Below are 26482 nucleotides of genomic sequence, written 5' to 3' on the forward strand. Positions count from 1 at the left end.
TACACAAGGTCAACGATTTATTTACATAGATGACCAAAGTGCTAACAGACGCTCGCTCGATCCGTATCAAGGGCCGCTCCTTCCTAGCGGTCATGCTTTCGCCGGATCTTCCGCTGGACCAGTGGTTGATCAGGCTTGATGATCTCGCAGCCCGTTCGGCCGGCTTCTTTCTGGGGCGGCCGGTTGTGCTCGATATCACCGATCTGCCGATAGACCGCGCCCAGCTGAAGGAGCTGATCGGCGAGCTTTCGGCCCGCAACGTCAGCATCATGGGCATCGAGGGCGGTCGTCCGTCGATCGCCGGGCCAGGCATGCCGCCGATGCTGAAAGGTGGGCGTCCGGCTGCCGATTTTGAGATCACCGAGGCGGAGCCTGTGGTGGAGCGTCGCAACAGCGAGCCGAAGGCGCCGCCTCCGGAAGTCCGGCCAGTCACGCAGTCACTGATCATCCGCGAGCCGGTGCGTTCCGGCCAGTCGGTGATCTTTCCCGAGGGCGATGTCACCATCATCGGTTCGGTGGCATCCGGTGCGGAAGTCATCGCGGGTGGATCCATCCACATCTATGGCGCCCTGCGCGGCCGCGCCATGGCGGGCTCGATCGGCAATGCCTCGGCGCGAATCTTTTGCCGCAAGCTCGAAGCCGAGCTGCTGGCGATCGATGGAATTTACAAAATGGCAGAAGACGTATCACCCAGCCTCAGAGGGCAGCCTGTTCAGCTCTGGCTGGATGGTGAAACGATCATGGCTGAAAAACTAATCTGAGCCGAAGCCGGCCAAAACAGGAGAGCGAGATGGGCAAGGTAATCGTCGTCACATCAGGCAAGGGCGGAGTTGGGAAGACGACTTCGACTGCCGCATTGGGGGCGGCTCTGGCGCAGAGGGGCGAAAAGGTCGTCGTGGTCGATTTCGACGTTGGCCTGCGCAATCTCGATCTGGTCATGGGTGCGGAACGGCGCGTCGTCTACGACATCGTCAACGTCATTCATGGCGATGCCAAGCTGCCGCAGGCGCTGATCCGCGACAAGCGGCTGGAGACGCTCTTCCTCCTGCCGGCTTCGCAGACCCGCGACAAGGACAATCTTACCCCCGAGGGCGTCGAGCGCGTCATCAACGAGCTCAAGAACTATTTCGACTGGGTCATCTGCGACAGCCCGGCCGGTATCGAGCGCGGTGCAACGCTTGCCATGCGTCATGCCGATGTCGCCGTCGTCGTCACCAATCCGGAAGTCTCCTCGGTACGCGATTCCGATCGCATCATCGGCCTGCTGGACTCCAAGACGCTGAAGGCCGAGCGCGGCGAGCGCATGGAAAAGCATCTCCTCTTGACCCGCTTTGATGCCGCCCGCGCCGAGCGCGGCGACATGCTGAAGGTCGATGATGTGCTGGAGATCCTCTCCATTCCGTTGCTCGGCATCATTCCTGAAAGCACGGACGTTCTGCGCGCCTCCAACCTCGGCTCGCCCGTCACGCTCGCCGATGCGCGCTGCGCGCCAGCGCTTGCTTATTTCGAAGCCGCACGCCGTCTTGCCGGCGAGCAGCTGCCGGTCACCATCCCCGGCGAGAAGCGGGGTATCTTCGGCAAGATCTTCGCAAGGAGGGCCGCATGAGCATTTTCAAACTGTTTCGCAAGCAGAGATCTGCACCGATGGCGCGCGAGCGTCTGCAGATTCTCCTTGCCCATGAGCGTGCCTCTGTGGGTTCGGATCTCGTATCCGTGCTGAGAGAGGAAATCCTCGCCGTCATCGCCAAGCACGTCCAGGTCGATCGCGATAAGGTGCAGGTGAAGATGGATCGCGACAAGGACGTCTCCATGCTGGAGATCGACGTCGAGATCCCGCGAGACGCCGCCTTGAAGGCGGCCTGACGGAAGCTCAGGCTGGGTACATATGTGCGAATTCCGCCGCTTGAGATCCCAAGCGGCGGAATTCTGAATTTTCTCGAAGTTTACCCTTGCAAAGGGTGCGATTCGCTATTATCTGCAGGCCATCACCTGTATCGATGGCCTGCCGTGCTGACATTTCTGTGTCGAGCCGGTGTTCGCTGTCCGGGTTAAAAAAGCAAGGGCGCTCCCCAGAAATGGGTAGAGCGCCCTTTGCTTTTCTCGCATTCGTGGCACTTTTCTTGTCCAGCGCGATATGCCAGTTTGCAAAGATGATGCGGGGGGCGGCAGCTTGGGCGAAGTGCATGACCTGATGAGTGCGTTGTTCAGATGGATGCTTGCCGGCATTTTTCTCGTGGCATGCGCGGTCGGCGCCCAGGCTGCGGACAAGACGATCTTTCTGACATTTGACGACGGGCCGCTGCCCGGAACGAAGAACATTCTCTCGGTACTGAGCCAGGAAAATGTGCCCGCCGCCATGTTCATGGTCGGCTTGCATGTCGAGACCATTCCGGCCGGGCGCGAGCTGCTGGCCGAAGCCAAGGCGATGTCGCTGGTGACCATCGGCAACCATAGCTACAGTCACGCCAACAATCGCTACAGGAAATACTACTCCAACACTCAGGCCGTCGTGGCGGACATGCTTCATGCCAATGACGTTCTTGGCCTGAAGCCGATCGTCCATGCGCGGCTGCCGGGCAGGGACGTCTTTCGGCTTCCGACTGTCTCGAGAGAGGATCTGTCCATCAATGTCGCCCAATGGGAGCGCGAGTGGCTGGACTATGAGTTCGTTGCCGAAGCGGGCTTCTATCTCTACGGCTGGGATTTCGAATGGGTACACAGCGACGACGGCAAGCCCGTTCAATCGGTGGACCGTCTGGTCAGCGAAATCGACCACCTCTTTCAATACGGCCGCTTCACGCAACGCGGCAAGATGATCCTGCTGATGCACGACGAAATGTTCCAGGACCAGTTCAACGGCCAGGAAAACCTGCAGGCGCTCACCCGCACGCTTCGTCAGCGCGGCTATGCTTTCGGCGATATCAGGGACTATGCGCCGTCGAATCCCTGAACCGCGAGAATTTGCCTAGGCCTGCCTTGCCGCAGCTCCGGCCGCCACGGTCAGAATGAAGTCGTCGAGTTCCCGTTCCAGGCTTTCGACCGGCAGACCGACAAACCGCCCCTCGAGGCTGATGCTGACGACGCCATGAACGGCGCCGAACAGGGTTCTCGCGCGAATAGCGCGCGCCGTCTCCGACATGGTCGGCTGCAGTTCGGCAAGCGGTTCGGCAATGACGCCCATCAGGAACATATGCTCCTCAAGATGCCATTCCGGGCTCGGACGATTGTCCGGTGGCCGGTGATCGAAGAGCGCCTTCCATAGATTGCGGTGGGTGACGGCAAACCGCAAATAGCCGCGCGCGAGATTGCGCAAACGGTCGGTGGGCGTGTGATCCTTGACCTCGGCCAGAGTTAGCGAAGCTTCGAGCCCCTTCAGCGTCGCCGAATTGACGTGAATGACCAGATCGTCGAGATCGGCAAACACGGTGTAGAGACCTCCAAGCGCGCAGCCGACATCCTGCGTTACGTCGCGCGCCCGCAGGTTGGAAAGCCCGTCGGCCGCTATGCGATTGCGCGCCGCCTCGATCAGCCGCAGCTTCAGATCCTCGCGCTTTTCCAGGGTTTTTCTCGCCATTGACCATTCCAATCCGATTTTTGAACGTTGTTCAAAATTTTTCTTGAACGGCGTTCATGATTCTGGCATACATCATTTCGTGAACATCGTTCATAAACGGGAGACGACAAATGTTCAATTCAATTCTGACGCTCATCCGCGGTAGAGCTTACGATGCGGAGCAGGCATTCATCGATCGCAATGCCGTGCCTCTGCTTGCGCAGCAGATCCGCGACGCGGCCGTCGCCATTCAGTCGGCACGGCGGGCAGTGGCAATTGCCGTTGCACAGAATGAGCAGGAAAAGAGCCATTATTCAGCGATCGTCGGTCGCATCGCCGACCTGGAAACTCGCGCCGTTGCCGCCTTGCAGAAGGGCAATGACGAGCTTGCCCTGGAAGCCGCCGAGGCGATCGCCCAGCTCGAAGCCGAGCGCGATGCTTCCGAGAAGGCGCAGGCGCAATTCAACCAGACGATCGGCAAGCTCAAGGCAACCGTTCGCGCATCGGAAGTGCGGCTGCAGGAATTGCAGCGCGGCGAGCGGCTGGCCCGCGCTACCGAGCAGACACAGAAGCTCAATGTCGCCTGCGACGACAAGTCGGGCCTCGCGACCCTCGACGATGCGGAGGAAACGCTTGCCCGTCTTCAGGCCTACCAGAACCGCTGCGAGGTCGCAGCTTCCGTCATGAAGGAAATGGACGCAGCGAGCCGGCCGGCAACCATTGTCGAAAAGCTTGCCAATGCCGGCTTCGGAGCCCCGCTCAGTCCTTCAGCCGACGAGGTGCTGACCCGCCTTCGCGAACGCATGAATTCAGCAGCCTGAAACCGAACACATCAAACAGATTAGAGAGGGTACGATCATGAACGACAGTTTCCAGAAACATTCCCAGGCTTGGGTGAGCTTTTCCTACATCTCTTTCGCCGCCGCTGCTTTCATGCTTTTCGTCGGCCTCTACATGATGCCGATCGACCTCTGGGGCAAAGGCTATCTTGCCATGGGCATCCTGATGCTGGTGCAGACGACGGTCAATGTTACCAAGACGGTTCGCGACAATTCCGAGGCTGACAAGCTGATCCGCAAGGTAGAGGATGCTCGCACGGAGAAGCTCTTGGTTAAGTTCAATCGTGACGGTCAGGACTAAACTTTATTAACGACGCCACAGGGTTGTATCTGCGCTCAACCTTTGCGTAACAACTCTGTGGCGTCTTGTTGGCTAAACGAGGGATATGCCATGCAAAAGCACCTGATGAGATCGAGGAAATTCGCGCCGCTGTTCTGGACGCAGTTCCTCACCGCCTTCAACGATAATTTCCTCAAGCAAACTCTGGTTTTCGTCATTCTCGCGCAGATGGCGACGGAGGGGGCGGCGCTGGTGACGCTTGCCGGCGGCATCTTCATCGTGCCGTTCCTGCTTTTGTCGGCGATTGCCGGCGAGCTCGCCGATAAATACGACAAGGCCAAGATGGCGGAGCTGCTGAAGCGCTGCGAGCTTGGCGTCGCGGCGATCTCCGTCATCGGCATCGCCTTCTCTTCCATCTGGATCCTGATGCTTGCCCTCTTCGGTTTCGGCGTCATCTCCTCGCTCTTCGGACCGATCAAATACGGCATCCTGCCGGATCATCTGGCAAGCCGGGACCTTCCCAAGGCCAATGCCTGGATCGAAGGCGGCACCTTCATCGCCATTCTCACCGGCACCATGATCGCCGCGGTCGCCTTCCGTGAGGGCGAGAATGTCTGGATCTTCGGCCCGATGATGATGGGGCTTTCCATCCTCTGCTGGTTTGCCGCCCGCATGATCCCTTCGACGGGTTCCAAGGCGCCGGATCTGGTCGTCGATACGAATGTCGTGCGTTCCAGCTACAGGCTGGTCAACGAGCTTCGCGCCGATAGCCGCATCTGGCGTGCCTCGCTGATGAACTGCTGGTTCTGGTTTGTCGGCGCCTTCATCATGTCGATGCTGCCTGTTATGGTGACCGATATTCTCGGCGGTTCCGAAATCGTCGTTCCGGCCTATCTGGCGATCTTTGCCATATCCGTCGCCATCGGCTCGGCCATTGCCGGATGGATGGCTGCCGGCCGCATCGTGCTTTTGCCGGCGCCCGTCGGTATGCTGATCGTCGCGCTCTTCGGCCTCGACCTCGCCTGGAACCTGTGGGGCCTTCAGTCGACCGATCACGCGCAAACCATTCTTGCCTTCTTCTCTGGGCCGAAGACTATCCACGTCGCGGTCGACCTGGCCGGCATGGCGATCGGCGGTGCCTTCCTCGCCGTTCCGACCTTTGCAGCCATGCAGAGCTGGGCGCATGAGGATCGTCGTGCTCGCGTCATCGGCGCAGCCAACGTCCTGTCGGCTCTCTTCATTGCAGTGGGCCTGGCGCTTGTGGCCGTGCTGCAGGCCGTTGGTCTGTCGATTCCGGTCATCATTCTCAGCATCTCCGTGCTCAACATCGCGATCGCCTGGGTCATGCTGGAAATGCTGCCGACCAATGCCTTCCGCGACCTCATTTCGATCATCTTCCGCGCTTTCATGCGGCTGGAAGTCGAGGGTCTGGAAAACATCCGCAAGGCCGGCCCGGCGCCGATCATCGCGCTCAACCATGTGAGCTTGCTCGACGGTGCGCTGGCGCTTGCCATCACCGAAGAAGAGCCCGTCTTTGCCATCGACTATGCATTTGCCAAGAAATGGTGGGTGCGGCCGCTCCTGAAAAAGTGCAAGTTCCTGCCGCTCGACCCGACGAAGCCGATGGCGACGCGTTCGCTGATCAAGGTCATCCAGGACGGCAGCCCGGTCGGCATCTTCCCCGAGGGGCGTCTGACCGTGACGGGCACGCTGATGAAGGTCTATGACGGCGCCGCCATGGTCGCCGACAAGACCGGCACAATGATCGTGCCCGTTCGTATCGATGGTCTGGAAAAGAGCTATGCCTCCTATCTGACGTCGAGCCATGTCCGTCGCCGTCTCTTTCCCAAGGTCAAGGTGACGATTCTCGAACCCGTCAAGCTTGACGTTCCGGTGGAACTCAAGGGCAGGAAGCGGCGCATTGCGGCCGGTGCCGCCCTCTACCAGATCATGTCGACGCTGATGTTTCGCACCGCCGACACCGACAACACGGTCCTCGGCCGTATCATCGAAACCGCCCATGAACACGGCGGCAAGAAGCTCGCCGTCGAGGATCCGATTGCCGGAAAGCTGTCCTATGCCAAACTTCTGACCGGTGCTGCGGTCCTGGGGGCGAAGTTCAAGAAGATGTTCCCCAAGGAGAAGACGCTCGGCGTCATGCTGCCGAACGCCAATGGCACGGCTGCGACCGTCCTCGGCGTCATGTCGGCGGGCAAGGTCCCGGCCATGCTGAACTTCACGGCAGGCGCTGCCAATATCCTGTCCGCCTGCCGGACCGCCGAGGTCAAGCACGTCCTCAGCTCCCGCGCCTTCGTCACGCAGGCCAAGCTCGGCCCAGTGGTCGAGGAGCTCGAAAAGCAGGTGACCTTCGTCTGGCTGGATGAGCTGCGCACGCAAGTCACCTTCCTCGACAAGATCGTCGGGTCGCTTCGCAAATATCGGCCGCTGGTCAAGCGCAATGCCGGTGATCCGGCTGTCATCCTCTTCACCTCCGGTTCCGAAGGCGCGCCGAAGGGCGTGGTGCTGAGCCACCGCAATATCCTTTCGAACGCGGCCCAAGCGGCCTCGCGCATCGACTTCCATCCCGGCGACAAGGTGTTCAACATCCTGCCGATGTTCCACTCCTTCGGTCTGACGGCGGGCACGATCCTGCCGCTGGTCTCGGGCGTGCCGATCTTCCTCTATCCGTCGCCGCTGCACTATCGCATCGTGCCGGAGCTGATCTACGTCTCGAATGCGACCATCGTTTTCGGCACGGATACGTTCCTGAACGGTTATGCGCGCAGCGCTCATCCCTACGATCTGAGGTCGATCCGCTACATCTTCTCCGGTGCCGAACCGGTGAAGGCCTCAACCCGTGAGGTCTATATGGAGAAGTTCGGTCTGCGCATCCTGGAAGGCTATGGCGTCACAGAGGCCGCTCCGGTGATCTCGCTGAATACGCCGATGTACAACCGCTCCGGCACGGTCGGAAAGATCATGCCGGGCATGGAATGGAAGCTGGAGCCGGTTCCCGGCATCGACGAGGGCGGACGTCTGCACATCCGCGGTGCTAACGTGATGGCCGGCTACATGCGCGCGGACAATCCCGGCGTTCTTGAGCCGCTGCCGGAAGGCTGGCACGATACCGGCGACATCGTCACCATCGATGAGGACGGTTTCGTCAAGATCCGCGGCCGCGCCAAGCGCTTTGCCAAGATAGGTGGCGAGATGGTCTCGCTCGCAGCAGTGGAGACGCTTGCCGCGCAGCTCTGGCCGGGTGCGCTCAGCGTTGTTTCGTCCGTGCCAGACGCCAAGAAGGGTGAGCGTCTCATCCTCCTCACTGATGCGCCGAACGCCACGCGAAGCGATTTCCTGGCATTTGCCAAATCGAAGGGTGCCACGGAAATGATGGTCCCGGCGGAAGTGACCATCGGCAAGGTGCCGGTCCTCGGCTCGGGCAAAGTCGATTTCGTGACTGCCCGCGCCATGGCGCTCGAAGGACTATCGCAATCGCAGGCGGCATAAATTCAAGCAGCTGAACGGCAAAGCGGTCGGTGGTTGGAGCCATCGACCGTTTTTGCCATCGACATCAAAGCATTACAGATCGCTTCGATTCCGATTCAGAAGATGCGTGGCAGGACGATCTGGAAGGTCGTGCCGTCCTTGCTGCTTTCCAGCACCTCGATGCTGCCGCCATGCGAGGCCAGCATGGCCCGGACGATGCCAAGGCCCATGCCGGTGCCGCCATCCTCGCGCCGCGTCGAGAAGAAGGGCTCGAAGATGCGATCGCGATTGCCATCGGCAATGCCGCCACCATTGTCGCGAATTCGGATCGTCATCCTTCGCTCATCGCCACTTGCCTTGATCGCGAACCTCTTGGCACCGTTCTGAAACGCATTCTCCGCCAAATTGGCGAAGATGATGCCGGCGGCCTCGCCGGGTAGCGCCAGCATCTCGTCGGTGCTTCCATCGTCGATGACAGCCAGCCGGCGAAACTGGGCTCCGAGCTCAGCTATGATGTCGCTGACGCTGCTGGAACCCTGTTCGGACGGCAGCTCGGCTTTCGCCAGGTCCCGCAAGCGTGACAGCAGAGTATCCAGTCGATCGGTATCGGCGATGATGTTGGTGAGAAAGCGGTTGCGCTGCTCCTGGCTCATCGGACTGTCTTCGTCATCGTCGCGCAGCAGTTCCGCCGCGCCCTTGATCGAGGTGAGGGGCGATTTCAGCTCATGCGAGACATGCACTGCAAAGGTGCGGACATGATCGGAATGATCGACCAGCTTACCGGCGAGGTCGAGAAAGCTCTGCGACAGCGTCGCCACCTCCCGCGTGCCGTAATTGTCGAGCGGCCGGATCGCCGCTCTGCCACCGCGGGCGATTTCGTCTGTTCTGGCAATCAGGGCATTGATCGGCACGGTCAGCGTGCGCGTCAGTACATAGGCGACCGCGAGCGTGAGGATCAGAACGACGGCAAGCGTAGCAATTTCAGCCGGTGCCATCGCGCCGGAGGCGGCGCGCACCGCGCGAAACCAGATGACGGTCAGCACCGGAAGCGTCATTACGGTCAGGAGCACGGCATAGACGATAAGGTAAAGCGGCGGCCGCCACTTCGGTTTCACCCGCGGAGCGTCCATCAGGCGCGCCCTTCCGTGCCGGATGTCAGCTTGAAGCCGATGCCGTGTATCGTGGTGATGATGCCCTTGCCGCCTGCGGCGGAAAGCTTGGCGCGGATATTGCGGATATGGCTGTCTATGGTGCGATCGGCGACCTGCATGTCAGCGCCATAGGCCGCCTCCATCAGCTGATCGCGGCTGAAGACGATCTCGGGGCGCGACAGCAGCGTGTCGAGGATGGCGAATTCGAGCGCCGTCAAGCTCAGCGGCATATTGGCGAAACTTGCTGTACGGCCACCGCGATTGAGTTTCAACAAGCCAACGGAAACCGAACCGTTGCTCGCATCCGGCTCCGAACCGTGTCCGCTGCGCTTCAGGATGGTCTTGATCCGCGCGACGAGTTCGCGCGGGCTGAAGGGCTTGGTGACGTAATCGTCGCCGCCGATCTCCAGGCCGAGGATCCGGTCTATTTCCTCGTCGCGCGCGGAGAGAAACAGGATTGGAAGATTGGATGTCTTGCGGATGCGCCGGCAGACCTCCAGCCCATCCATTTCAGGCATGCCGATATCGAGCACGATCAGATCGAGGCTGCCCCGATGAAAAGCCATCATGGCCTCCGTGCCATTGCGAGCTGTCGTCGTCGCCATGCCGGCACGATCGAGCGCGAAGCAGATCACGTCGCGGATATTGGGTTCGTCGTCGACGACGAGGATGCGCTGGGCCATGCGATGCCTGTTTTGGTTTCACCGCCTGTTTTTCCTCGTTTCGGCATCATCTTGCAAGCGTTGGGTGCTCTTGAAGATAGCGACCGAGACGAGCGGCGCGATAGGTCCAGCTTCTCCAGTCGCGCGGTTCTTGCCATTCGCCCCAGGTCAGCGCGCCGCGGGCTGCGCTCGCAAGAGCAATCTGCTCTTTCGCCTCGGCGGGCAAGGCGGCCATATATGCATCAAGTGCGGGGATGGCCGCAGGGCCGAGTGTCAGGAGATAGTCGATATCGAGGGCAATGCCTTCGCCCGAAATTTCCCGGCTATGGTTTACGTTAAAGCGGGCGATGAAGGCAGGAATATCGACCAATGCGGCGGCGTAGAGCGTCAAAACCAGCGTCGCGGAGCAGAGTGCGATCAGCCATTCGTTGGAGCGGCGCAGCAGAATGCGCAGGAGGATGAGGAAGAGGCCGATAGCGACGAGGCCCATCCATATGCCGGCCGCAACGCGCAGCTCCGTCAGCGAATAGACTTCGACATAGAGATCGAGCCGCAGGATGGAGGAGAGGCAAAGCAGGATGTTCTGCGCGATCCACAGATGCACCAGGCCGCGGAGCAGAGCACTTTTGTCCCCAGGGCCGCCGTGGCGCATGGCAACGAGTACGAAGATTGCAGCCAGGAGCGCGGTGACCAAAAGCGGATAGGCGCCGCGATGCGCATATTCGGCATGGCTCATGCCGTTGGGCAGGCTCGCCCCGCCCCAGAGATAGGTGAGATCAAGCAGCGTCTGCACGGCAAAAAGCGCGTTGAAGACGGCAAGCGAGCGTAGCAACGCGGCATGCCCGAACAGCCCATCCTCAACCCCTAGGGCGACCTCCGCAATCTTTTGCCGATGCGGGCGCCGGCGCTTCAGGCGCGGGTGAAGCAGCAGGGACAGGAAGACTGCGGCAGCGAGCCAGAAGCCGATGCGCCACATGCTCAACAGTTGCAGCAGGAAGGTAAGGTCGATGCTGCGCAGCGTCCTGTCGATCAGCGGATTGGCCATTGCGAACAGGGCAAGGAAGCCGGCGGCGAAACTCAGTGGCATGATCCAGCCGCGAAGATGATGCCGGACGCCTTCCGACGACGGCTTTTGCAGGCGCTGCAGCCAGCGATAGCTTGTCTGGCGGAAAGGCCGCAACGGCACCTCCAGGAGGAAGCGGAGCAGGGTCAGCGGTAAGCGGATCCATTGCCGAGGGAGAAGCCCGGAGGCGCCGAGCGAAACGCAGCTGAGGCCGAGCAGGCTGATGGTGATACCCATCCGGGATGCGGTTTCGACAAGCGGCGCCGACGCCACAAAGTTAAAGGCGAGAAGCGCCGAAGTCTCTAAAGCTGATTGTCTTCTTCTGGAGCAGATCAGCAGGCCGGCGGCAGCGATATTGGCAAAGAGAAAGAGATTGAGTCCAGGATACCTGTTGAAGAGGAGGATGTCGGCCAGTGCGACAAGAACGATCAGTATCAGGAGTTTGCGATTGGAGCTGCTTATGGGCTTCGTCGAAAGGACAGTTGCATTCGAGAGGCTCATCGGCATCGGCTCCACGTTGTTCGTTCGGCAGCGATAAAGGGGATGATCCTGGCCTGCTGAACGGGCCGGCCGGCTTGAGGATGATGATCTTCCGTCAGCCACCAGCCTTCCCTGAGGAGGTTACGTGGCAGGCGAACGGGCGGAGCGGTGATTTCTTCGGGTGCGTTGTTCATGGCACGACAGTGGCGCGCGCCTTTGCAGAATTTGTGCAGAGCCCGAGGAGCTATTCAGGAAAATTACAGGGCGATTCTCCAGCTGGAAGCGGCCTCGGAACCTGCCTTGTCGGAAGTATGGACAATAACTGCAGCCGGCAAATTCCATTGAAGCGAGGATTGATTGCAGGATTTTGCGTCTGATGTTTCGAAATGAAGCAATCAATTGTGGAACTTAAGCATATATTTTCCAACTTGCCGTCCGCTTATGGATTGCCGATCTGAAAATCGATTTGTTGACCGGGCTGTCGTACGCACCCCTGACGACAGCCGGGAGTCCCGGTGCCTGCCGTTCAGTCAGGCCCGGGATTCTCGTCAATGGAAAGCGATCATGATGTCTCGCCGTCTCGGATCGCGCAGACGGGGGCGTTGACGAGGGCGTTCCCATGTCAGGGTGCGACGCGGGCGTCAGATCAGCACAAGGAGATTCATGCCAAATGAGCTCGGCGCTTTCCTCTCGGCTTATTCGCGCTTTATCCTGATGAATGCTTGTTCTAACTGGGGGATCGGCAAAGCAGGCACTCTGGGCATGCATGAGCCAGGCGCAAAGGAAGTCGGTAGATGAGAATTACGACAATTACGAATTGGGCCTACGGTATCACCATGGTCCTGACCGTGCTGTCTGCCGCGGCTTTCATTCTGTCGGCTCAAAGTGCAACCCAGGAAAGGCAGGCGGTCGAGCAGCACCTGTTGCTCAATAGCATGGGCGAGGAGCTTGCACTCGGCGCGGAGGAGACGACGGATGAGGCGCGTCTCTACGTCATGCGCGGCGAGGCTCGGCATCTCGATGCCTTTACCATCGATGAGGGCGAAGAACGCCGCCGCGATACCGCGATCAATGCCCTGCGCGGCCTTGGCATTCCCAATGGCGAACTTCAGCTCGTCGAGCAGGTCACGACCGATGCGGAAGCGCTTGATAAGGTTGAGGAAGCGGCGGTCGCGGCCTATCGCGGCGGCAATCAGACCGGCGCGCGCGACACTCTGTTCGGCCCGGAGCACGAGCGCATCCAGACTGCTCTTCTCAATGACGTGACCCAATTTCGCTCTTTGGCAGCGGCGCGCACCCAGGCTACTGTTCGCAGCGCACAGGCGCGAAGCGATCTTTGGGGCGATATCGCCAAGGTCATGCTCGCTCTGACCGCGGTGATATTTCTTGGAGTGCTTTACTTCATCCTTCGGCGCAGGGTTGCCTTGCCGCTGGTTCGCATGACGGGAATCGTCAATCGGCTCGCAAAGCAGGATTATGCCGTCGAGGTGCCCAACGACAGCCGACGCGACGAGATCGGCGAGATGAACGACGCGATACAGGTCTTCCGCGAGAACGGGCTGGAGCGCAATCGGTTGGACGCCGAGCGCAAGCGGGATCTGCAAACCAAGGACCTTATCCTGCAGATGATGCATCGTCTCCAAGCCTGCTATGCGCAGAAAGAGCTGGCGGAAGTCGTCGCGCTTTTCGTGCCGCAGATCTTCCCGGGAATTGCCGGCTGCCTCTATACGATGAATGAGAGCCGGTCGGCGCTGACCGAGGTGAGCCGATGGCTCGATCCTGCCCACACGCAGCCGTCTTTTCCGGCATCCGCCTGCTGGGGACTGCGCCGAGGACGGCTGCATGTCAGCCATGTGGCGGATCACGATATTGCGTGCCAGCATCTGGATGAATCGGGCGTTCCGGGGCTTTGCGTTCCCTTGACCGCGCTCGGTGAGGCGATCGGGCTGCTCTATTTCGAGGACCGTAAGAAGGATGCGAGTGCCGTGGACGCGCCGCAGCTCTATCTGGAGCTGATTGCCGAAAACGTCGGCCTGGCGATCGCAAATCTGCAATTGCGGGACAAGCTCGTCAACCTCGCCGTGCGTGATGCGCTGACGGGGCTGTTCAATCGGCGCTCGCTGGACGAAGCGCTGAACGCCCTTCACAGGGACCAGTCTGCCCGCACGGTCGTCTGCATGATGATCGACATCGATCACTTCAAGCGCTTCAACGACGAGTTCGGTCATGATGCGGGGGACGAGGTCTTGCACCATGTCGCGCAGATCGTTTCCGATACGATCGGCGATGTCGGCACGGTCTATCGGTTCGGTGGGGAGGAACTGACGGTGATCGCAACCGACATTGCCGATGGGGCAGGCTTTGAAACTGCAGAGAAACTCCGCACGAGCGTCTTCACCACGCCCTTCTCCTATCGCGGCCGTATCGTGGGGCCGCTTTCCATCTCCGTCGGCATAGCCTCGTCTCCGGTCTCGGGGCCGACGACGACGCTGATCAATCGCGCCGATGGTGCTTTGCTCCAGGCAAAGTTGAGCGGGCGTAACAAAACGGTTGCCGCATTCGCGATGGGGCCCGAAGGGGAATTGAAAAGGGGATAGGGCTGATTTTCCGGGTCGAATGTGGATGCCGAAATTCGGTTTTATCATCTTGATGAATACGCGTATCGATTGTAGCCTAAGGTCAAAGTCATGTAGCGAAGGGCGGAGATTTCATGGTCGTCACGCAGAGCGCTTCACCTTTTTCGCCGGATGGCGAAACCCTGAAAGCTCTAGGCTTCGATCCGACGCTGACGCGTAAGCTTGCGGCCGGTATCGAAGCCGGCTTGCTGCGCGACCTTCATGTGGTGCTCGCGGCCCGTTCCCACCAGGTTTTCCTGGAGTATTATACCGCCGGCCCCGATGAGAATTGGGGAGCCGCACTTGGCGATGTCGCTTTCGATGCCGACACGCTGCACGATCTCCGATCGGTAACGAAGAGCATCGTCAGCCTTCTTTATGGCATTGCGCTCGACAAGGGATTGGTGCCGCCACCGCATGCGCCTCTCTTCGAGCAATTTCCGGAATACGACGATCTCGCCAAGGATGCCGCGCGCAGCAAGATCACCATCGACCACGCGCTGACCATGACGCTGGGGATGGAGTGGGACGAAAACCGTCCCTATACCGACCCGCAGAACAGCGAAATCGCGATGGAGAATGCACCGGATCGCTATCGCTTTGTTCTGGAGCGTCCGCTCGTCGCGGAGCCGGGAACACGTTGGATTTATTCCGGCGGCAGCGTTGCGTTGGTCGGCGCCATCATCGAGCGCGGCAGCGGCAAGCGTCTGCCCGATTTCGCGCGTGAGGTTCTCTTTGAGCCGCTGAATATCGCAAAGTTTCATTGGACGGCCGGACATGACGGCGTGGCGTCGGCAGCGTCGGGACTGCGCCTGACCGCTCCCGATTTGCTGAAGATCGGCATGCTCCTTCTTCAGAAGGGTAGATGGAACGGGGAAAGGGTCGTCTCGGAAGATTGGATCGTGCAATCGTTCTCGCCGGTGATATCGACCGAGGACGGTTTGGGTTATGGCAGGCTTTGGTTTTGTGGCGACGCTCCGGCGCCGGCACTTTCCGATCCGTGCCCTTGGTACGCCGGGTTTGGGAACGGCGGGCAAAGGCTCTGGCTCATGCCGGATGCCGATATCGCCGCCGTCGTCTATTCCGGCAAGTATAATTCATGGGATGCCTGGATTACGCCCACCCGCGTCTGGCGGGAGATCATTCTTGCCAACTTCCTGAGAGCGTGAAGATGGCGCTGCCGAGAAGCGAGTTTCCCGCACTTCTGACCGAGCGGCTGCGACTTCGCGAACCGAGCATGGATGATCTCGACAGCTTCCATGCGCTGATTTCGATTCCGGAGGTCACACGGTTCTCGAACTGGTATGATGCTCCGAAAAAGGCGCAGATCGAGCGCTCCTTGAAATGGATGTGCAAAATCTTCCCCAAGGGAGCGGGCTGCACATGGTTTATCGAGGACCGGGATTCCGGCAAGCTACTCGGCGCCATCCGCTTCAACAGTTTTGACAAGCGCGCCTGCTGCGCGGAGCTCGGTTATGAATTGCATCCATCGGCCTGGGGTAAAGGGCTGATGAGCGAGGCAGCACGGGCCGTCGTCCGATGCGGCTTCGACGATTTTTCGTTGAACCGTATCGAGGCTTGGACGCTGCCCGGAAACGCCGCTTCCGATCGGGTTCTCGAAAAGACAGGGTTCCGATATGAGGGCACGCTTCGCCAGAAGGCGCGGTTCAAAGGAGCCTTCCATGATTTCCGCATGTTCGGCTGCCTAGCCGGCGACCGATAGCGATTGCCCGTCTGTAACGCCCTGCGCCGTCTCCTCGGGCGGGTTCAAAGATTGAAAATAGTTGCGTGGTGATCGCCCCAGAGATCGTCGAAACATGGCGGAAAAGGCGCTCGGGCTGTCATAGCCGCATTCCAGAGCGACATCGAGGATGCTCCTGCCTTCTGCGAGCAAGGCAAGTGCCTTCAGCATCCGCGCCTGCTGTCGCCACTGACCAAAACTCAGGTCGGTCTCCCGCTGAAACAGGCGCATGAGGGTTGCCCGGCTCATGTGGAGTGCGGCTGCGGCTTCCTCGATCGAGCTCGCGCTTGCGAGGTTGTCGCGCATGGTCGCGCAAAAGGCGGCAAGGGCGGGGTGCCGCGGTAGCGGTAGGTTGAGTGGTTGAGCTGGCAGGAAAGTTAGTTCCAGAAGCAGCAGCCGAATAACGGCTTCCACCATTTCCTGACCGTCGGGCTTCGCCGCAAAATTGGTCAGCCTCAGGATGAGCTCGCGGAGCAGCGGCGTGACCTCGACCACCGTGCAGGCTTTCGGCAAGGCGTCATTGTCGCCGATATCGATCAGCAACGACCGAAATTGAACGCTCGTGTGGCTGGCCGTCACATGTTCGAGGTTCGGCGGCAGCCAGACCGCGCGGCTTGGCGGCACGACCCAGGTGCCACTATCCGTTGTCAGCGAAATGACGCCGCTGACGGCATAGAGAAGCTGCGCTTGCGGATGACTGTGCTTGGGGCTGGAGAAGCGATGGTCATCATGTGAGATGACGGCAACGGCGTCGGTGACTCTTGTGCCAGATCGCAAATGCGTATGATCCTTTTGCGACGATAATTGATCCACACGCGCGAGAATATCAATAATTCCGGCGATATCCTAGGGATACTTTCAAGCAGGATATCTCATCAGGTGTTTGCCCCATCCCATAATCTGCATCGATCGGAGCGGCCGCTTCATACTGCCATCGCATCGATTCATGCCTGGGCAAGCGCGGGAGCCGCGTTCGACGCGTGCACTTCTCTTCTGCTTTCCGTTGCACTGCGACTTAGCGGCGGTCGTCGGGATTGACGGCTTCCCGGCGACCGTAGGCCGCTGTCTTCCAAAATACCGACAAGCAACGGAACGGATCATGTTGAAGAATCCCGAAACGAAATATCGTCCCTTTATTTCCCCCATCGCATTGCCGGATCGGCAATGGCCGAACAGGCGGCTCACCAAGGCGCCGCGCTGGCTCTCCACGGATCTGCGCGACGGCAATCAGGCGCTCGCCAACCCGATGGATGTCGAGCGCAAACTGCGCTTCTACGACATGCTGATCGCCTCCGGATTCAAGGAGATCGAGGTCGCTTTCCCGTCGGCCTCGCAAATCGAGTTCGATTTCGTCCGCGCGCTGATCGAGGAGGACCGCATCCCCGAGGACGTGACGATACAGGTGCTGACCCAGTCGCGCGCCGATCTTATCGCCCGTACTTTCGAATCCGTGATGGGCGCCCGCAAGGCCATCGTCCATCTTTACAACGCCACCGCACCGCTCTTCCGCCGCGTCGTCTTCGGCATGGAGCGGCACGAGATTGTCGATCTCGCTATCAATGGTGTTACTGCGATGCTGGAGGAAAGCCTCAAGCAGCCGGAGACCGATTGGACCTTCGAATATTCGCCGGAAACCTTCTGCTTCACGGAGCCCGACTTCGCTCTGGAAATCTGCGAGCGCGTGCTCGATGTCTGGCAGCGAACGGCCGAGCGCCCCGCCATCCTCAACCTGCCGGCCACGGTCGAGGTTGCGATGCCGAATGTCTATGCGGATCAGATCGAATGGTTTTGCCGCAATATTTCGCGTCGTGACGCCGTTGTCATCAGCGTCCATCCGCACAATGATCGCGGCACGGCTGTGGCCTCCGCCGAACAGGCGCTGCTTGCGGGCGCCGACCGCGTCGAAGGGTGCCTGTTCGGCAATGGCGAGCGCACCGGCAATGTCGATCTGGTGACGCTGGCCTTGAACCTTTACACGCAGGGCATCGACCCCGGCCTCTCTTTTCCGTCGATCCGCGAAGTCGTCAAGACGGTGGAATATTGCAATGGGTTGCCGATCCATCCGCGTCACCCCTATGCGGGCGAGTTGGTGCATACCGCTTTCTCCGGCTCGCATCAGGACGCCATCCGCAAGGGGTTTGCCGCGCATGAGCGACGCAACGACGGCGTTTGGGAAATGCCCTATCTGCCTGTTGATCCCGCCGATATCGGCGAGAGCTACGAGGCCGTTATCCGCGTCAATAGCCAATCGGGGAAGGGTGGCGTTGCCTGGGTGATCGAGCAGGACAAGGGCCTGAAATTGCCGCGCGCCATGCAGGTCGATTTCAGCAAACGTGTGCAGCTCCTCGCCGACAGCACCAAGCGCGAGCTGACGGCGGAGGATATCTGGAAGGAATTTGCGCGGGCCTACCACGTCGACGATGTCGAAAACTTCGAACTTGTCGATTATGAAGGCGGTTTCCGTAAAGGCCCGGGTGCGGAGCGTGTCTTTACCGGCCGTATTCGCCATCGGGATCGGAACGTCGCGGTGACAGGCCGCGGCAACGGCCTCGTCTCGGCAGTCCTTGCCGCGATTGGCGAAGCCTTTGGAGTCGACCTCAACGTCATCGACTACCAGGAACATGCGCTTCGTCGCGGAACGGATGCAAAGGCGGCTGCCTACCTGCAATGCGTCCGGCCGGACGGTATGCAGGTCTTCGGCGTCGGCATCGATGAAGACGTTGCCACGGCAACGGTCAAAGCCGTCCTCAGCGCTGCAAGTGCGGCCAGCTAGCCACAATGATTACGTCGCTATCGGCCGTCAAGTCGGCCGTTAGCGACGGGGTAGTCGCACAACGCGTGGGATAAGATCAGTCAAGCTGCCGCAGCCAGCCGCGATAATGGACGACCAGGCCGATGAGCGGCAGGGCGATCGAGACATCGAAGTGAAAGCGGTCATCCTCCGCCCACTCATCGGCGGTACTGCGCGGCGCCAGGAACAGAGGAAGGGAAGCCGGAGAAATGACCAGCCGCGTATCTCCATGCTGAGGCCATTTCCGCGCGCCGGCAGGTCGAATGCGAACCGAAAAGGGCCGAAGCGCTCGACGAGATGGCCTTTTTCCTCACTCAGGTGACTGCAGAAACATCGGCCGGAGAAGTCACGCTCCCATCGCTCGATGCCGTCTTCCTCCTCGAAGGAGACGTGAAGGGGGTGATTTCCGGCAGGCGGAAATCCGAACACTCCGGCAACCAGCCGGGCCGCGAGAGAGCGTCCGCGGCTGACGGTCGCTTCGCCCTCAGCACCGCCGTCCCCGAAGACTGCATGCATGGCACGGACAGGTTCCGACAGGCGTGCGAAGGCTGCGCCCATGACGCGCTGATAGAGCGGCGTGTAGGATGTTTCGTTTGTCTCGTCGCTGATGGCCAGAGCGCGAAACAGGTCGCGGAACTGTGTAAGCTCCAGCAGGCCGCCGGCGGGCCGGGCCCCGGGCGCGAGCTGTCCGCTGCGCAGAGCGCGCGCCAAGAGCTGCGCGGGAAGGGGCGGGATTTCCACGCCGTCGCCGTTGTCGGCAATAAGTGTCCAGCGTCGGGCCAACATCGCCCCCTGCGAAATCCCCTTGGTTTCGATCGTCATCGCGGAACGCGCTGTACCGAGCTTTGCGGTGAAGCCCTGCAACGGCAACAGAAAGTGGCCGATCTTTCGTAGCGACGTCACCCAGCCCCAGACGACCGGCCAGGAGAGCAACCACAATGCCAGGGTCTGGAAGGCAAATTCCGGTCCAGCCCGGAAGAGAACGCTCGGTCGGCCCGGTGTGCCGTCAACCAGAAGATCGTGATCCGGTACGTCGGCAAGCGCAACCAGCCGCTGCAAGCCGGGCTTGCCGATGACAGCATAGTTTTGACGCTTCAGCATATGCCAGCCGCGTTTCTCCCGCCAGCGCCGGCCACGCCACAGGGGCACCGGCTTGCCGACATAGCTGAGGATCGCCGATGCGACGGAGGCGCCGGCTGTCGCCCTATTGGAGGCGCTGATTGACATCTCGATGGAATGAACCTCGTCCATGTCGCGAGTGAGGGCAGCAACGACGGCGCTGGACAGAGCGGGTACGCTTGACGCACCGGAGACGATGGCAACGCCGGCGGCGCGGGCAGGCTCATCGAGCGAGCTGATTGCGCCAACGAAATCGCGCGCATCGGCAAGGTCGATATAGTGGATTCCGGCTGCGATGCAGGCTTGGGCGACCCGTCGCTCGCTCTGCTGAAAGGGGCCTGCGGCGTCGATCAGGAGAAAAGGCTTTTGCTCGCTGAGGATGGCGGCCAGGTCGCCATTGCGGTCGGCGCGCAGCGCAATGGCATTCGGCAGCTGACGGGCAAGCGCTTCCGCCGCCTCGTAGTCCCGCCCGGCAACCACAACCTGGAAGCCGTCGCCGGCCAGGCGCCGCGAAAGGCGCGAGCCGAAGCCGCCATAGCCACCGAGAACGATGATTTTCTTCAAAGGATGCGATCCGCCTGCTCGGGCGTCGGCAACCAGCACGTTTCGCGCCTGCCGAAAAGGCGGTATCGGTTGCGAGCCAGCCAACGATAGACGGGATTGCGTACCATTCTTGGTACGAGCCTTAGAAGCGCAAGCGCTTTCCAGGGCCAGCCAAGGCCGGCATAGATGGCAAGCAATGCGTCGCTATCCCGCAACACTGTCTCGCCGTCCACGATGATCATACTATTGGGATTGGCGGGATCGATGCCGCAGCGCCGATAGAGCCGGGCTCCCGTTTCATTCTGCATGGAGGCGAGGCGAAAACGGCCGGTATGGTCGTGACGCAGGACGAATTGCGCATTGGCGGAGCACAGGACGCACATGGCGTCGAAGACGATGATGGGCCCCTGATAGTCGGTGTCGTTGCTGTCGCTCATGCGCGAGGTCGATGCTCGTTGCCGCTTATTCTGACGACAGCTTTGCCCGGTTGTGAAGCGCGCGTCAATTGCACGCTGACCTGCGCGGAGCGCCATCGGTCCGGGGAACATGCAAGGCGGAGATCCGGCAAAGGCCGGCCATCAGATCGACGCGCGGATTGCATTCGACCCGATCGCGGCGATCGGGTCGAATGTCTTGGCTTAGCGATAGCGCCATCCGCCGTGCCACCATTCGCGGTGCACCCAGTAGCGATGACCATCCCAATAGCCGCGTCCGGGATAGACAACGCCGTAGGCCGGGCCGACGGGCACGACGACAATGGGGTGGCGATCTGGGCGGCAATAGCCATAGGGGTTGCGATGGAAACCCATGCCGCATCCGTCGCGGGCCTCGGCCGGGGAGATTGCGGCAAAGCAGGCGGCGGCCGCCAAGGCAAGCAAAGTGAGCTTTCTCATGATGTACTCTCTTCCAAATGAACCTGAGTTATCCCTTCGATGCTTGAACGGCGGCGACCGACAAATCCGTCGCTGCGCAAACACGAAATTTGCGGGCGATCGCATGGGAGATGACGTGGGAGCCGAGCTGGGTCGAGGTGGCGGTAGCAGGGTGGAGATTGCAGCCTTGTTCGCGCAGTCGTACCAGTCCCCTGTGCGCGAAGGCTTTTGCCGGGTGATCGGCGCCGGCTTCAAACGGGTTGGCTGTGAGGGACAGAGCCTTTTGCTGGACTAGGGCTGTGTTTCCAATGCTGGGGGAGGAAGGCTGGCTTTCAAAGCGCATGCCTTCTTGTTCCTCGCCAGCCTGCGTCGCAGCAGTGTGCGCAGAATCATCAGAGTCGTCCTATATCGTTCTCTCGCGCACAAATGACCGTCGGAGCGGTAGGTGAACAAGATCCTGCGGCGGGCAAAGGCGTGGGCCAGCGACAAGGTGAATGCCACTCCGACGCCCCAACCCATCAGGGTGTCGCTCGCCCAATGGGCGCCCACCCACTGCCGAGACAGACAGATCAGTACGCCGGCCGGTATGAAGAGCGGGCGCAGGCGCGGAAAAACGAGCGCCAGCGACATCGCCATCGCGCCTGCCGTTGCCGAATGTCCGGATGGAAATGATGCGAAATCCGCATGGAAGGCAAAAGGCCGAAAGTAAAACGCGCCGTTGGTCTCCAGGAGCTCCGGACGGGCGCGGCCGATAACATTCTTCAGAAGCGAGTCGACAAGGCCGCCGCCGGCCACGGACAGGAAGATGAACGCAGCGGCGGTTGCGACGAGATCTGCGCCGGCCCGCGCTGATTTCCGCAACTTGTGTGCGGGTATGAGGACAGTGAGTATCAGCAAAACGCCGCTGAATGAAAGAACGAGAAGGCCGGTGCCGAAGCTGCTGATCCACTTCGCCGCTCCGCGCAACTGCTCGGGAAATGATTTCATCCAGACCCCGAGCGGGTAATCCGCGGTTTTCATGACGAGCAGGGAGAGGATGAGGAAGATGATGATGATAGCGATCGGGCGCTCGAGCAGTGGGCGATTTGCAGGGGGCGCAGCAGCCGGCGTTGCGAAGAAACGTCTGACGCCATTGACCAGGCGTGCGCGGCAGGTATTGGCGGCTCCGATCAGGGTTTCCTTCATGAAGTCAGAACCTCGAAGGCGGGCACAGGGCTGCTTCCCCGCTGCGGGCAAAACGCTCACCTATGAACCTGGCATTCATGAAACTGCGCCTCAAGCTCCGTCTTCTCGCTTCGCTGCTGTTATAATAACACGCTGACAACGGCCTGAAAGGGTTGCGTCATCGGATGCCTGACGCCGGCCGATCCAGCAGGACCCAAGCGCGCGAAATCTGCCGGCGGGTGCGCGACGGCGAAAGGTCCGGTGGGGAGGATTGCGCTGACCGGCTTTTTTAGCGACAATTGCTATTGCGTTCGGTGGGAGGAGCCAGATGCACGAATATTCCGCACATGCGGATCAGGTCTACGCATCGGCGAAGTCGGCCGCAGCCAGTTCGTCTGTCGCTGCCTCCTGGCGGCGCTGCATGGTCATGCACCGCCTTGCACCGGAGGAAAAGCGTTTACCCATGCGGCTGACGGCACAGGAATTCGCGGCCGCCGCGGAGCGGTCGGGGCGCCTGATTGCCGAAGCCTCCAATGAACTGGATCGTCTCTTTCTTGCAGTCGGCAAAGCCGGTTGCTGTCTGCTGCTGACCGATCGGGAAGGGATTGCGCTTGACCGTCGCGGCGCCGCCGGCGACGATAAGGAGTTTCACGATCTTGGTCTCTGGACCAGCTCCGTCTGGACCGAGGCGAGCATCGGCACGAATGGTATCGGCACTGCCCTGGCGGATGAACGGGCCGTGGCGATTTTCCGGGATCAGCATTTCCTCTGTGCCAATATCGACCTGAGCTGCACAACTGCGCCGATCCGAGATCATCGCGGGCAACTGGCCGGCGCGCTTGATATTTCCACCTGCCGCGATGACGTCAACGACGCGACATTGGCGATCCTGTCCCAGACCGTTCGCGATGCGGCACTGCGCATCGAGCTCAACTTGTTCAGGAGCGCCTTTGCCGGTGCCCGTTTCGTCATGGTTCCGACGGATATCGCCTCCACCTCGGCGCTTCTGGCCGTCGATCGCAATGATCTCGTCCTTGGGGCGACGAGAGCCGCGCGTCTCGCGCTGAAGCTCGACGATTATCGTATCGCGGCCGGCATCCCTGCCGCCGACGTATTGCGCGAGCAACAGGGGGAGGCGGGCGAGGACCTGCTGGAAGCCGAACGTGCTGCCTTGCTGCGCGCCCTTTCCCGCGCCAACGGCAATGTCTCGCAAGCCGCAACGGCGCTCGGCATGAGCCGCTCGACGCTGCATCGAAAGATGAAGCGGCTTAATCTGCACTGATACTTCCGCAATGTGCGCTTGCGTGGCGCAGCTGTCGCAGAGTTGCGACACTGTGCGCTGCACCATGACGGGGCACATCTATCGCCCGAGAGCATATGCACTCAGATTTCTCCCATTGGGTTCGCTCACCGGACCCGCGACCAAGGGAGGATTGCATGCTGCATCAGAAGATCGTCGAATCTCCGTTCAAACTGAAATACGGCAACTATATCGGCGGCGAGTGGCGCGAGCCTATCGGCGGTAGATATTTCGACAACCTCACGCCGATCACTGGCGGCAAGATCTGCGAAATTCCGCGCTCCGACGAAAAGGATATCAGCGCCGCGCTCGATGCTGCCCATGCGGCAAAGGACAAATGGGCCCGGACCTCCGTCACCGAGCGTTCCAATATCCTGATGAAGATCGCCCAGCGCATGGAAGACAAGCTGGAAGTGCTGGCGCAGGCGGAAAGCTGGGACAATGGCAAGCCGATCCGCGAAACCATGGCAGCCGACATTCCGCTCGCCATCGACCATTTTCGCTACTTCGCCTCCTGCATCCGTGCCCAGGAAGGCTCGATCGGTGAGATCGACCACGATACCGTCGCCTACCACTTTCATGAGCCGCTCGGCGTCGTCGGCCAGATCATTCCGTGGAACTTCCCGATCCTGATGGCCGCCTGGAAGCTTGCGCCGGCGCTTGCCGCCGGCAATTGCGTCGTCATCAAGCCGGCCGAGCAGACACCGGCCTCGCTGCTGGTCTGGGCCGAGCTCATCGGCGATCTCCTGCCGCCGGGCGTTCTCAACATCGTCAACGGCTTCGGCCTGGAGGCCGGCAAGCCACTGGCGACCAGCCCGCGCATTGCCAAGATCGCCTTTACCGGCGAGACGACGACAGGCCGGCTCATCATGCAATATGCCAGCCAGAATCTGATCCCCGTCACGCTCGAACTTGGCGGCAAATCGCCGAACATCTTCTTTGCCGATGTGGCCGCCGAAGACGACGATTTCTTCGACAAGGCGCTCGAAGGCTTTGCGATGTTTGCCCTCAACCAGGGTGAGGTCTGCACATGCCCGAGCCGTGCGTTGATCCAGGAATCGGTCTACGACCGCTTCATGGAAAGGGCGGTCAAGCGCGTGGAAGCCATCAAGCAGGGCAATCCGCTGGATTCCGCAACCATGATCGGCGCTCAGGCCTCGAGCGAGCAGATGGAGAAGATCCTCTCCTATCTCGATATCGGCAAGCAGGAAGGTGCCGAAGTGCTGACGGGCGGCGCGCGCGCCGATCTCGGCGGCGAGCTGTCGAGCGGCTACTACATCAAGCCGACCATCTTCAAGGGCCACAACAAGATGCGTGTGTTCCAGGAAGAAATTTTTGGTCCGGTCGTGTCGGTGACGACCTTCAAGGATGAGAAGGAAGCGCTCGAAATCGCCAACGATACGCTTTACGGCCTTGGCGCCGGCGTGTGGACCCGCGATGGCAATCGTGCCTATCGCTTTGGCCGCGAGATCCAGGCAGGCCGTGTGTGGACGAATTGCTATCACGCCTATCCGGCCCATGCGGCCTTCGGCGGCTATAAGCAATCGGGCATCGGGCGTGAGACGCACAAGATGATGCTCGATCACTACCAGCAGACCAAGAACATGCTGGTGAGCTACAGCCCGAAGGCGCTGGGCTTCTTCTGAGCCCTCCCAACGAAGCCGATGAGGCTCCCGGCTGCGGCCGGGGGCCTTCAAGCATCTGCAGCTCGGTGATGGAGGATCATCATGGACGATAATGGATCCGAGCCTCGGGTGCTCGCGACCGACAAGGCGCTCGAGCTTATCCGCGAGATTCAGAAGGATCATCCCGATATCCTGTTTCATCAGTCGGGCGGCTGTTGCGATGGTTCTTCGCCGATGTGCTATCCGGCAGACGAGTTCATGATCAGCGATAACGACGTCAAGCTCGGGGAGATCGGCGGCGTGCCGGTCTATATCAGCGGCAGCCAGTTCGAGGCGTGGAAGCACACGCAGCTCATCATCGACGTCGTGCCGGGCCGCGGCGGCATGTTCTCGCTCGACAACGGGCGGGAGAAGCGGTTCCTTACCCGCTCGCGCCTGTTCGGCGGCGGTGAGGCTTGCGCTGCTCCTGATCTTGGCCGTCCGCCGACCCACTAAGTCCCTTCAAAAATAGCGTGTAGTATTCGCCTAATACCCGCGATCCCAGGTGCTTTGATAATGTGCTGCCGTTGGTTTTAAGGGAGGAAGACGATGCCAGCAGCGAAGATTTTGATGATCACCGGTGATTTCACCGAAGACTATGAGACCATGGTGCCGTTCCAGACGCTGCTTGCCTGCGGCTATACGGTCCATGCCGTGTGCCCCGGCAAGAATGCCGGCGAGACGGTGGCAACAGCCATTCACGATTTCGAAGGCGACCAGACCTATTCCGAGAAGCGCGGTCATAATTTCGCGCTCAACGCTTCCTTCGCCAGCATCCGCGCCGAAGACTATGATGCGCTCGTCGTTCCCGGCGGCCGCGCGCCGGAATATCTGCGCCTCAATCCCGATGTGATCAAGGCCGTGCAGCACTTCTTCGAGGCGGGCAAACCTGTTGCCGCCATCTGCCATGGCGCGCAATTGCTGGCGGCTGCAGGCGTTCTCAAAGGACGCACCTGCTCGGCCTATCCCGCCTGCCGTCCCGAGGTGGAACTTGCCGGCGGCATCTACGCCGATATTGCCATCAATGACGCTGTCGCCGATGGTAACCTCGTCACGGCACCGGCGTGGCCGGCGCATCCGTCGTGGCTGCGGCAATTCATGGCGGCGCTCGATGCCGCCGCTTTGTCGGAAGCAAACGCCGCCTGAAACTGAAGGGGAG

General features: G+C 60.6%; 24 protein-coding genes. 15 read left to right on the forward strand and 9 right to left on the reverse strand.

Annotation, left to right across the window (positions count from 1 at the left end; all coding sequences use genetic code 11):
• Window positions 1-29 precede the first annotated feature (29 nt).
• From minC to GA0061102_RS07595, 4 genes are all read left to right on the forward strand, one after another.
• A complete protein-coding gene (gene minC / locus GA0061102_RS07580; protein ID WP_092845519.1) occupies window positions 30-761 on the forward strand; it encodes a septum site-determining protein MinC in 732 nt (243 codons plus the stop codon).
• Between the two features lie 29 nt (window positions 762-790).
• Window positions 791-1606: a septum site-determining protein MinD gene (gene minD / locus GA0061102_RS07585; protein ID WP_092845520.1), complete on the forward strand. Its 816-nt coding sequence runs from the start codon at window positions 791-793 to the stop codon at window positions 1604-1606.
• Window positions 1603-1863 (forward strand): cell division topological specificity factor MinE, encoded by a 261-nt coding sequence (gene minE, locus GA0061102_RS07590; RefSeq protein ID WP_004124753.1) that lies wholly within the window; start codon window positions 1603-1605, stop codon window positions 1861-1863. Before minD ends, minE begins: the two co-directional genes overlap by 4 nt.
• A gap of 328 nt (window positions 1864-2191) precedes the next feature.
• Window positions 2192-2950, forward strand: coding sequence for a polysaccharide deacetylase family protein (locus tag GA0061102_RS07595; RefSeq protein ID WP_245297941.1), 759 nt, complete (start codon window positions 2192-2194; stop codon window positions 2948-2950).
• A gap of 15 nt (window positions 2951-2965) precedes the next feature.
• On the opposite strand, the gene GA0061102_RS07600 is transcribed toward GA0061102_RS07595, so the two are convergent.
• Entirely contained in the window at window positions 2966-3574 is a 609-nt protein-coding gene (locus GA0061102_RS07600) for a TetR/AcrR family transcriptional regulator (RefSeq protein ID WP_092845523.1), read from the reverse strand.
• 110 nt (window positions 3575-3684) lie between these two features.
• Between GA0061102_RS07600 and GA0061102_RS07605 the strand changes: the two genes are divergently transcribed.
• The 3 genes from GA0061102_RS07605 to GA0061102_RS07615 all read left to right on the forward strand — a co-directional run bounded on the left by GA0061102_RS07605 (window position 3685) and on the right by GA0061102_RS07615 (window position 8179).
• Window positions 3685-4374: a PspA/IM30 family protein gene (locus GA0061102_RS07605; protein WP_092845525.1), complete on the forward strand. Its 690-nt coding sequence runs from the start codon at window positions 3685-3687 to the stop codon at window positions 4372-4374.
• Between the two features lie 37 nt (window positions 4375-4411).
• Window positions 4412-4693, forward strand: a complete 282-nt coding sequence (locus GA0061102_RS07610; RefSeq protein WP_092845527.1) for a YiaA/YiaB family inner membrane protein — start codon at window positions 4412-4414, stop codon at window positions 4691-4693.
• 90 nt (window positions 4694-4783) lie between these two features.
• Window positions 4784-8179, forward strand: coding sequence for an acyl-[ACP]--phospholipid O-acyltransferase (locus tag GA0061102_RS07615; RefSeq protein ID WP_092845529.1), 3396 nt, complete (start codon window positions 4784-4786; stop codon window positions 8177-8179).
• A 95-nt stretch (window positions 8180-8274) separates the two neighbouring features.
• On the opposite strand, the gene GA0061102_RS07620 is transcribed toward GA0061102_RS07615, so the two are convergent.
• Genes GA0061102_RS07620 through GA0061102_RS07630 form a run of 3 tightly spaced genes read right to left on the reverse strand, consistent with a single transcriptional unit; the run spans window position 8275 to window position 11535 of the window.
• Window positions 8275-9288: a sensor histidine kinase gene (locus tag GA0061102_RS07620; protein WP_092845531.1), complete on the reverse strand. Its 1014-nt coding sequence runs from the start codon at window positions 9286-9288 to the stop codon at window positions 8275-8277.
• Window positions 9288-9992: a response regulator gene (locus GA0061102_RS07625; protein ID WP_092845533.1), complete on the reverse strand. Its 705-nt coding sequence runs from the start codon at window positions 9990-9992 to the stop codon at window positions 9288-9290. Before GA0061102_RS07625 ends, GA0061102_RS07620 begins: the two co-directional genes overlap by 1 nt.
• A gap of 46 nt (window positions 9993-10038) precedes the next feature.
• Window positions 10039-11535, reverse strand: a complete 1497-nt coding sequence (locus GA0061102_RS07630) for a DUF4153 domain-containing protein (RefSeq protein ID WP_092845662.1) — start codon at window positions 11533-11535, stop codon at window positions 10039-10041.
• Between the two features lie 773 nt (window positions 11536-12308).
• Here GA0061102_RS07630 and GA0061102_RS07635 point away from each other — a divergent pair.
• The 3 genes from GA0061102_RS07635 (at window position 12309) to GA0061102_RS07645 (ending at window position 15852) form a co-directional block, all read left to right on the forward strand.
• Window positions 12309-14111 carry a diguanylate cyclase gene (locus GA0061102_RS07635; protein WP_092845535.1) on the forward strand — a complete coding sequence of 601 codons (1803 nt, stop codon included), beginning with the start codon at window positions 12309-12311 and terminating at the stop codon, window positions 14109-14111.
• A gap of 113 nt (window positions 14112-14224) precedes the next feature.
• Window positions 14225-15298: a serine hydrolase domain-containing protein gene (locus GA0061102_RS07640; protein ID WP_092845537.1), complete on the forward strand. Its 1074-nt coding sequence runs from the start codon at window positions 14225-14227 to the stop codon at window positions 15296-15298.
• Between the two features lie 2 nt (window positions 15299-15300).
• Window positions 15301-15852, forward strand: coding sequence for a GNAT family N-acetyltransferase (locus GA0061102_RS07645; RefSeq protein ID WP_092845539.1), 552 nt, complete (start codon window positions 15301-15303; stop codon window positions 15850-15852).
• Here GA0061102_RS07645 and GA0061102_RS07650 read toward each other — a convergent pair.
• Complete coding sequence (locus tag GA0061102_RS07650) at window positions 15835-16647, reverse strand: AraC family transcriptional regulator (RefSeq protein WP_092845664.1); 813 nt, start codon at window positions 16645-16647, stop codon at window positions 15835-15837. The two genes, GA0061102_RS07645 and GA0061102_RS07650, sit on opposite strands and share 18 nt — an antisense overlap.
• A gap of 322 nt (window positions 16648-16969) precedes the next feature.
• Between GA0061102_RS07650 and leuA the strand changes: the two genes are divergently transcribed.
• A complete protein-coding gene (gene leuA, locus GA0061102_RS07655) occupies window positions 16970-18643 on the forward strand; it encodes a 2-isopropylmalate synthase (protein ID WP_092845541.1) in 1674 nt (557 codons plus the stop codon).
• A gap of 39 nt (window positions 18644-18682) precedes the next feature.
• On the opposite strand, the gene GA0061102_RS07660 is transcribed toward leuA, so the two are convergent.
• The 4 genes from GA0061102_RS07660 to GA0061102_RS07680 all read right to left on the reverse strand — a co-directional run bounded on the left by GA0061102_RS07660 (window position 18683) and on the right by GA0061102_RS07680 (window position 22380).
• Window positions 18683-20344, reverse strand: a complete 1662-nt coding sequence (locus GA0061102_RS07660; RefSeq protein ID WP_425348520.1) for a DUF4166 domain-containing protein — start codon at window positions 20342-20344, stop codon at window positions 18683-18685.
• Window positions 20341-20760: a thiol-disulfide oxidoreductase DCC family protein gene (locus GA0061102_RS07665; RefSeq protein ID WP_092845543.1), complete on the reverse strand. Its 420-nt coding sequence runs from the start codon at window positions 20758-20760 to the stop codon at window positions 20341-20343. The genes GA0061102_RS07660 and GA0061102_RS07665 overlap by 4 nt, the downstream gene beginning before the upstream one ends.
• 201 nt (window positions 20761-20961) lie before the next feature.
• A complete protein-coding gene (locus tag GA0061102_RS07670) occupies window positions 20962-21216 on the reverse strand; it encodes a GCG_CRPN prefix-to-repeats domain-containing protein (protein WP_092845545.1) in 255 nt (84 codons plus the stop codon).
• Between the two features lie 270 nt (window positions 21217-21486).
• Window positions 21487-22380: a phosphatase PAP2 family protein gene (locus GA0061102_RS07680; RefSeq protein WP_092845549.1), complete on the reverse strand. Its 894-nt coding sequence runs from the start codon at window positions 22378-22380 to the stop codon at window positions 21487-21489.
• Between the two features lie 307 nt (window positions 22381-22687).
• Between GA0061102_RS07680 and GA0061102_RS07685 the strand changes: the two genes are divergently transcribed.
• The 4 genes from GA0061102_RS07685 to GA0061102_RS07700 all read left to right on the forward strand — a co-directional run bounded on the left by GA0061102_RS07685 (window position 22688) and on the right by GA0061102_RS07700 (window position 26469).
• Window positions 22688-23641: a helix-turn-helix domain-containing protein gene (locus GA0061102_RS07685; protein ID WP_092845551.1), complete on the forward strand. Its 954-nt coding sequence runs from the start codon at window positions 22688-22690 to the stop codon at window positions 23639-23641.
• 155 nt (window positions 23642-23796) lie between these two features.
• A complete protein-coding gene (adh, locus tag GA0061102_RS07690) occupies window positions 23797-25305 on the forward strand; it encodes an aldehyde dehydrogenase (protein ID WP_092845553.1) in 1509 nt (502 codons plus the stop codon).
• An 81-nt stretch (window positions 25306-25386) separates the two neighbouring features.
• Window positions 25387-25779, forward strand: a complete 393-nt coding sequence (locus tag GA0061102_RS07695; RefSeq protein WP_092845555.1) for a DUF779 domain-containing protein — start codon at window positions 25387-25389, stop codon at window positions 25777-25779.
• A 93-nt stretch (window positions 25780-25872) separates the two neighbouring features.
• Entirely contained in the window at window positions 25873-26469 is a 597-nt protein-coding gene (locus GA0061102_RS07700) for a DJ-1/PfpI family protein (RefSeq protein WP_092845557.1), read from the forward strand.
• The last annotated feature ends 13 nt before the right edge of the window (window positions 26470-26482 follow it).

Origin of the sequence: Martinezella miluonensis, assembly GCF_900094545.1 — a bacterium.
GTDB lineage: Bacteria > Pseudomonadota > Alphaproteobacteria > Rhizobiales > Rhizobiaceae > Rhizobium > Rhizobium miluonense.

What these genes read in the sequence shown, in the direction of transcription:
- GA0061102_RS07635 (WP_092845535.1), top strand. Translation starts at nt 12,309, where the DNA reads ATGAGAATTACGACAATTACGAATTGGGCCTACGGTATCACCATGGTC.
- GA0061102_RS07645 (WP_092845539.1), top strand. Translation starts at nt 15,301, where the DNA reads ATGGCGCTGCCGAGAAGCGAGTTTCCCGCACTTCTGACCGAGCGGCTG.
- leuA (WP_092845541.1), top strand. Translation starts at nt 16,970, where the DNA reads ATGTTGAAGAATCCCGAAACGAAATATCGTCCCTTTATTTCCCCCATC.
- adh (WP_092845553.1), top strand. Translation starts at nt 23,797, where the DNA reads ATGCTGCATCAGAAGATCGTCGAATCTCCGTTCAAACTGAAATACGGC.
- minE (WP_004124753.1), top strand. Translation starts at nt 1,603, where the DNA reads ATGAGCATTTTCAAACTGTTTCGCAAGCAGAGATCTGCACCGATGGCG.
- GA0061102_RS07680 (WP_092845549.1), bottom strand. Translation starts at nt 22,380, where the DNA reads ATGAAGGAAACCCTGATCGGAGCCGCCAATACCTGCCGCGCACGCCTG.
- GA0061102_RS07620 (WP_092845531.1), bottom strand. Translation starts at nt 9,288, where the DNA reads ATGGACGCTCCGCGGGTGAAACCGAAGTGGCGGCCGCCGCTTTACCTT.
- GA0061102_RS07610 (WP_092845527.1), top strand. Translation starts at nt 4,412, where the DNA reads ATGAACGACAGTTTCCAGAAACATTCCCAGGCTTGGGTGAGCTTTTCC.
- GA0061102_RS07615 (WP_092845529.1), top strand. Translation starts at nt 4,784, where the DNA reads ATGCAAAAGCACCTGATGAGATCGAGGAAATTCGCGCCGCTGTTCTGG.
- GA0061102_RS07670 (WP_092845545.1), bottom strand. Translation starts at nt 21,216, where the DNA reads ATGAGAAAGCTCACTTTGCTTGCCTTGGCGGCCGCCGCCTGCTTTGCC.
- GA0061102_RS07665 (WP_092845543.1), bottom strand. Translation starts at nt 20,760, where the DNA reads ATGAGCGACAGCAACGACACCGACTATCAGGGGCCCATCATCGTCTTC.
- GA0061102_RS07685 (WP_092845551.1), top strand. Translation starts at nt 22,688, where the DNA reads ATGCACGAATATTCCGCACATGCGGATCAGGTCTACGCATCGGCGAAG.
- GA0061102_RS07700 (WP_092845557.1), top strand. Translation starts at nt 25,873, where the DNA reads ATGCCAGCAGCGAAGATTTTGATGATCACCGGTGATTTCACCGAAGAC.
- GA0061102_RS07625 (WP_092845533.1), bottom strand. Translation starts at nt 9,992, where the DNA reads ATGGCCCAGCGCATCCTCGTCGTCGACGACGAACCCAATATCCGCGAC.
- GA0061102_RS07605 (WP_092845525.1), top strand. Translation starts at nt 3,685, where the DNA reads ATGTTCAATTCAATTCTGACGCTCATCCGCGGTAGAGCTTACGATGCG.
- GA0061102_RS07595 (WP_245297941.1), top strand. Translation starts at nt 2,192, where the DNA reads ATGAGTGCGTTGTTCAGATGGATGCTTGCCGGCATTTTTCTCGTGGCA.
- minD (WP_092845520.1), top strand. Translation starts at nt 791, where the DNA reads ATGGGCAAGGTAATCGTCGTCACATCAGGCAAGGGCGGAGTTGGGAAG.
- GA0061102_RS07630 (WP_092845662.1), bottom strand. Translation starts at nt 11,535, where the DNA reads ATGAGCCTCTCGAATGCAACTGTCCTTTCGACGAAGCCCATAAGCAGC.
- GA0061102_RS07600 (WP_092845523.1), bottom strand. Translation starts at nt 3,574, where the DNA reads ATGGCGAGAAAAACCCTGGAAAAGCGCGAGGATCTGAAGCTGCGGCTG.
- minC (WP_092845519.1), top strand. Translation starts at nt 30, where the DNA reads ATGACCAAAGTGCTAACAGACGCTCGCTCGATCCGTATCAAGGGCCGC.
- GA0061102_RS07695 (WP_092845555.1), top strand. Translation starts at nt 25,387, where the DNA reads ATGGACGATAATGGATCCGAGCCTCGGGTGCTCGCGACCGACAAGGCG.
- GA0061102_RS07640 (WP_092845537.1), top strand. Translation starts at nt 14,225, where the DNA reads ATGGTCGTCACGCAGAGCGCTTCACCTTTTTCGCCGGATGGCGAAACC.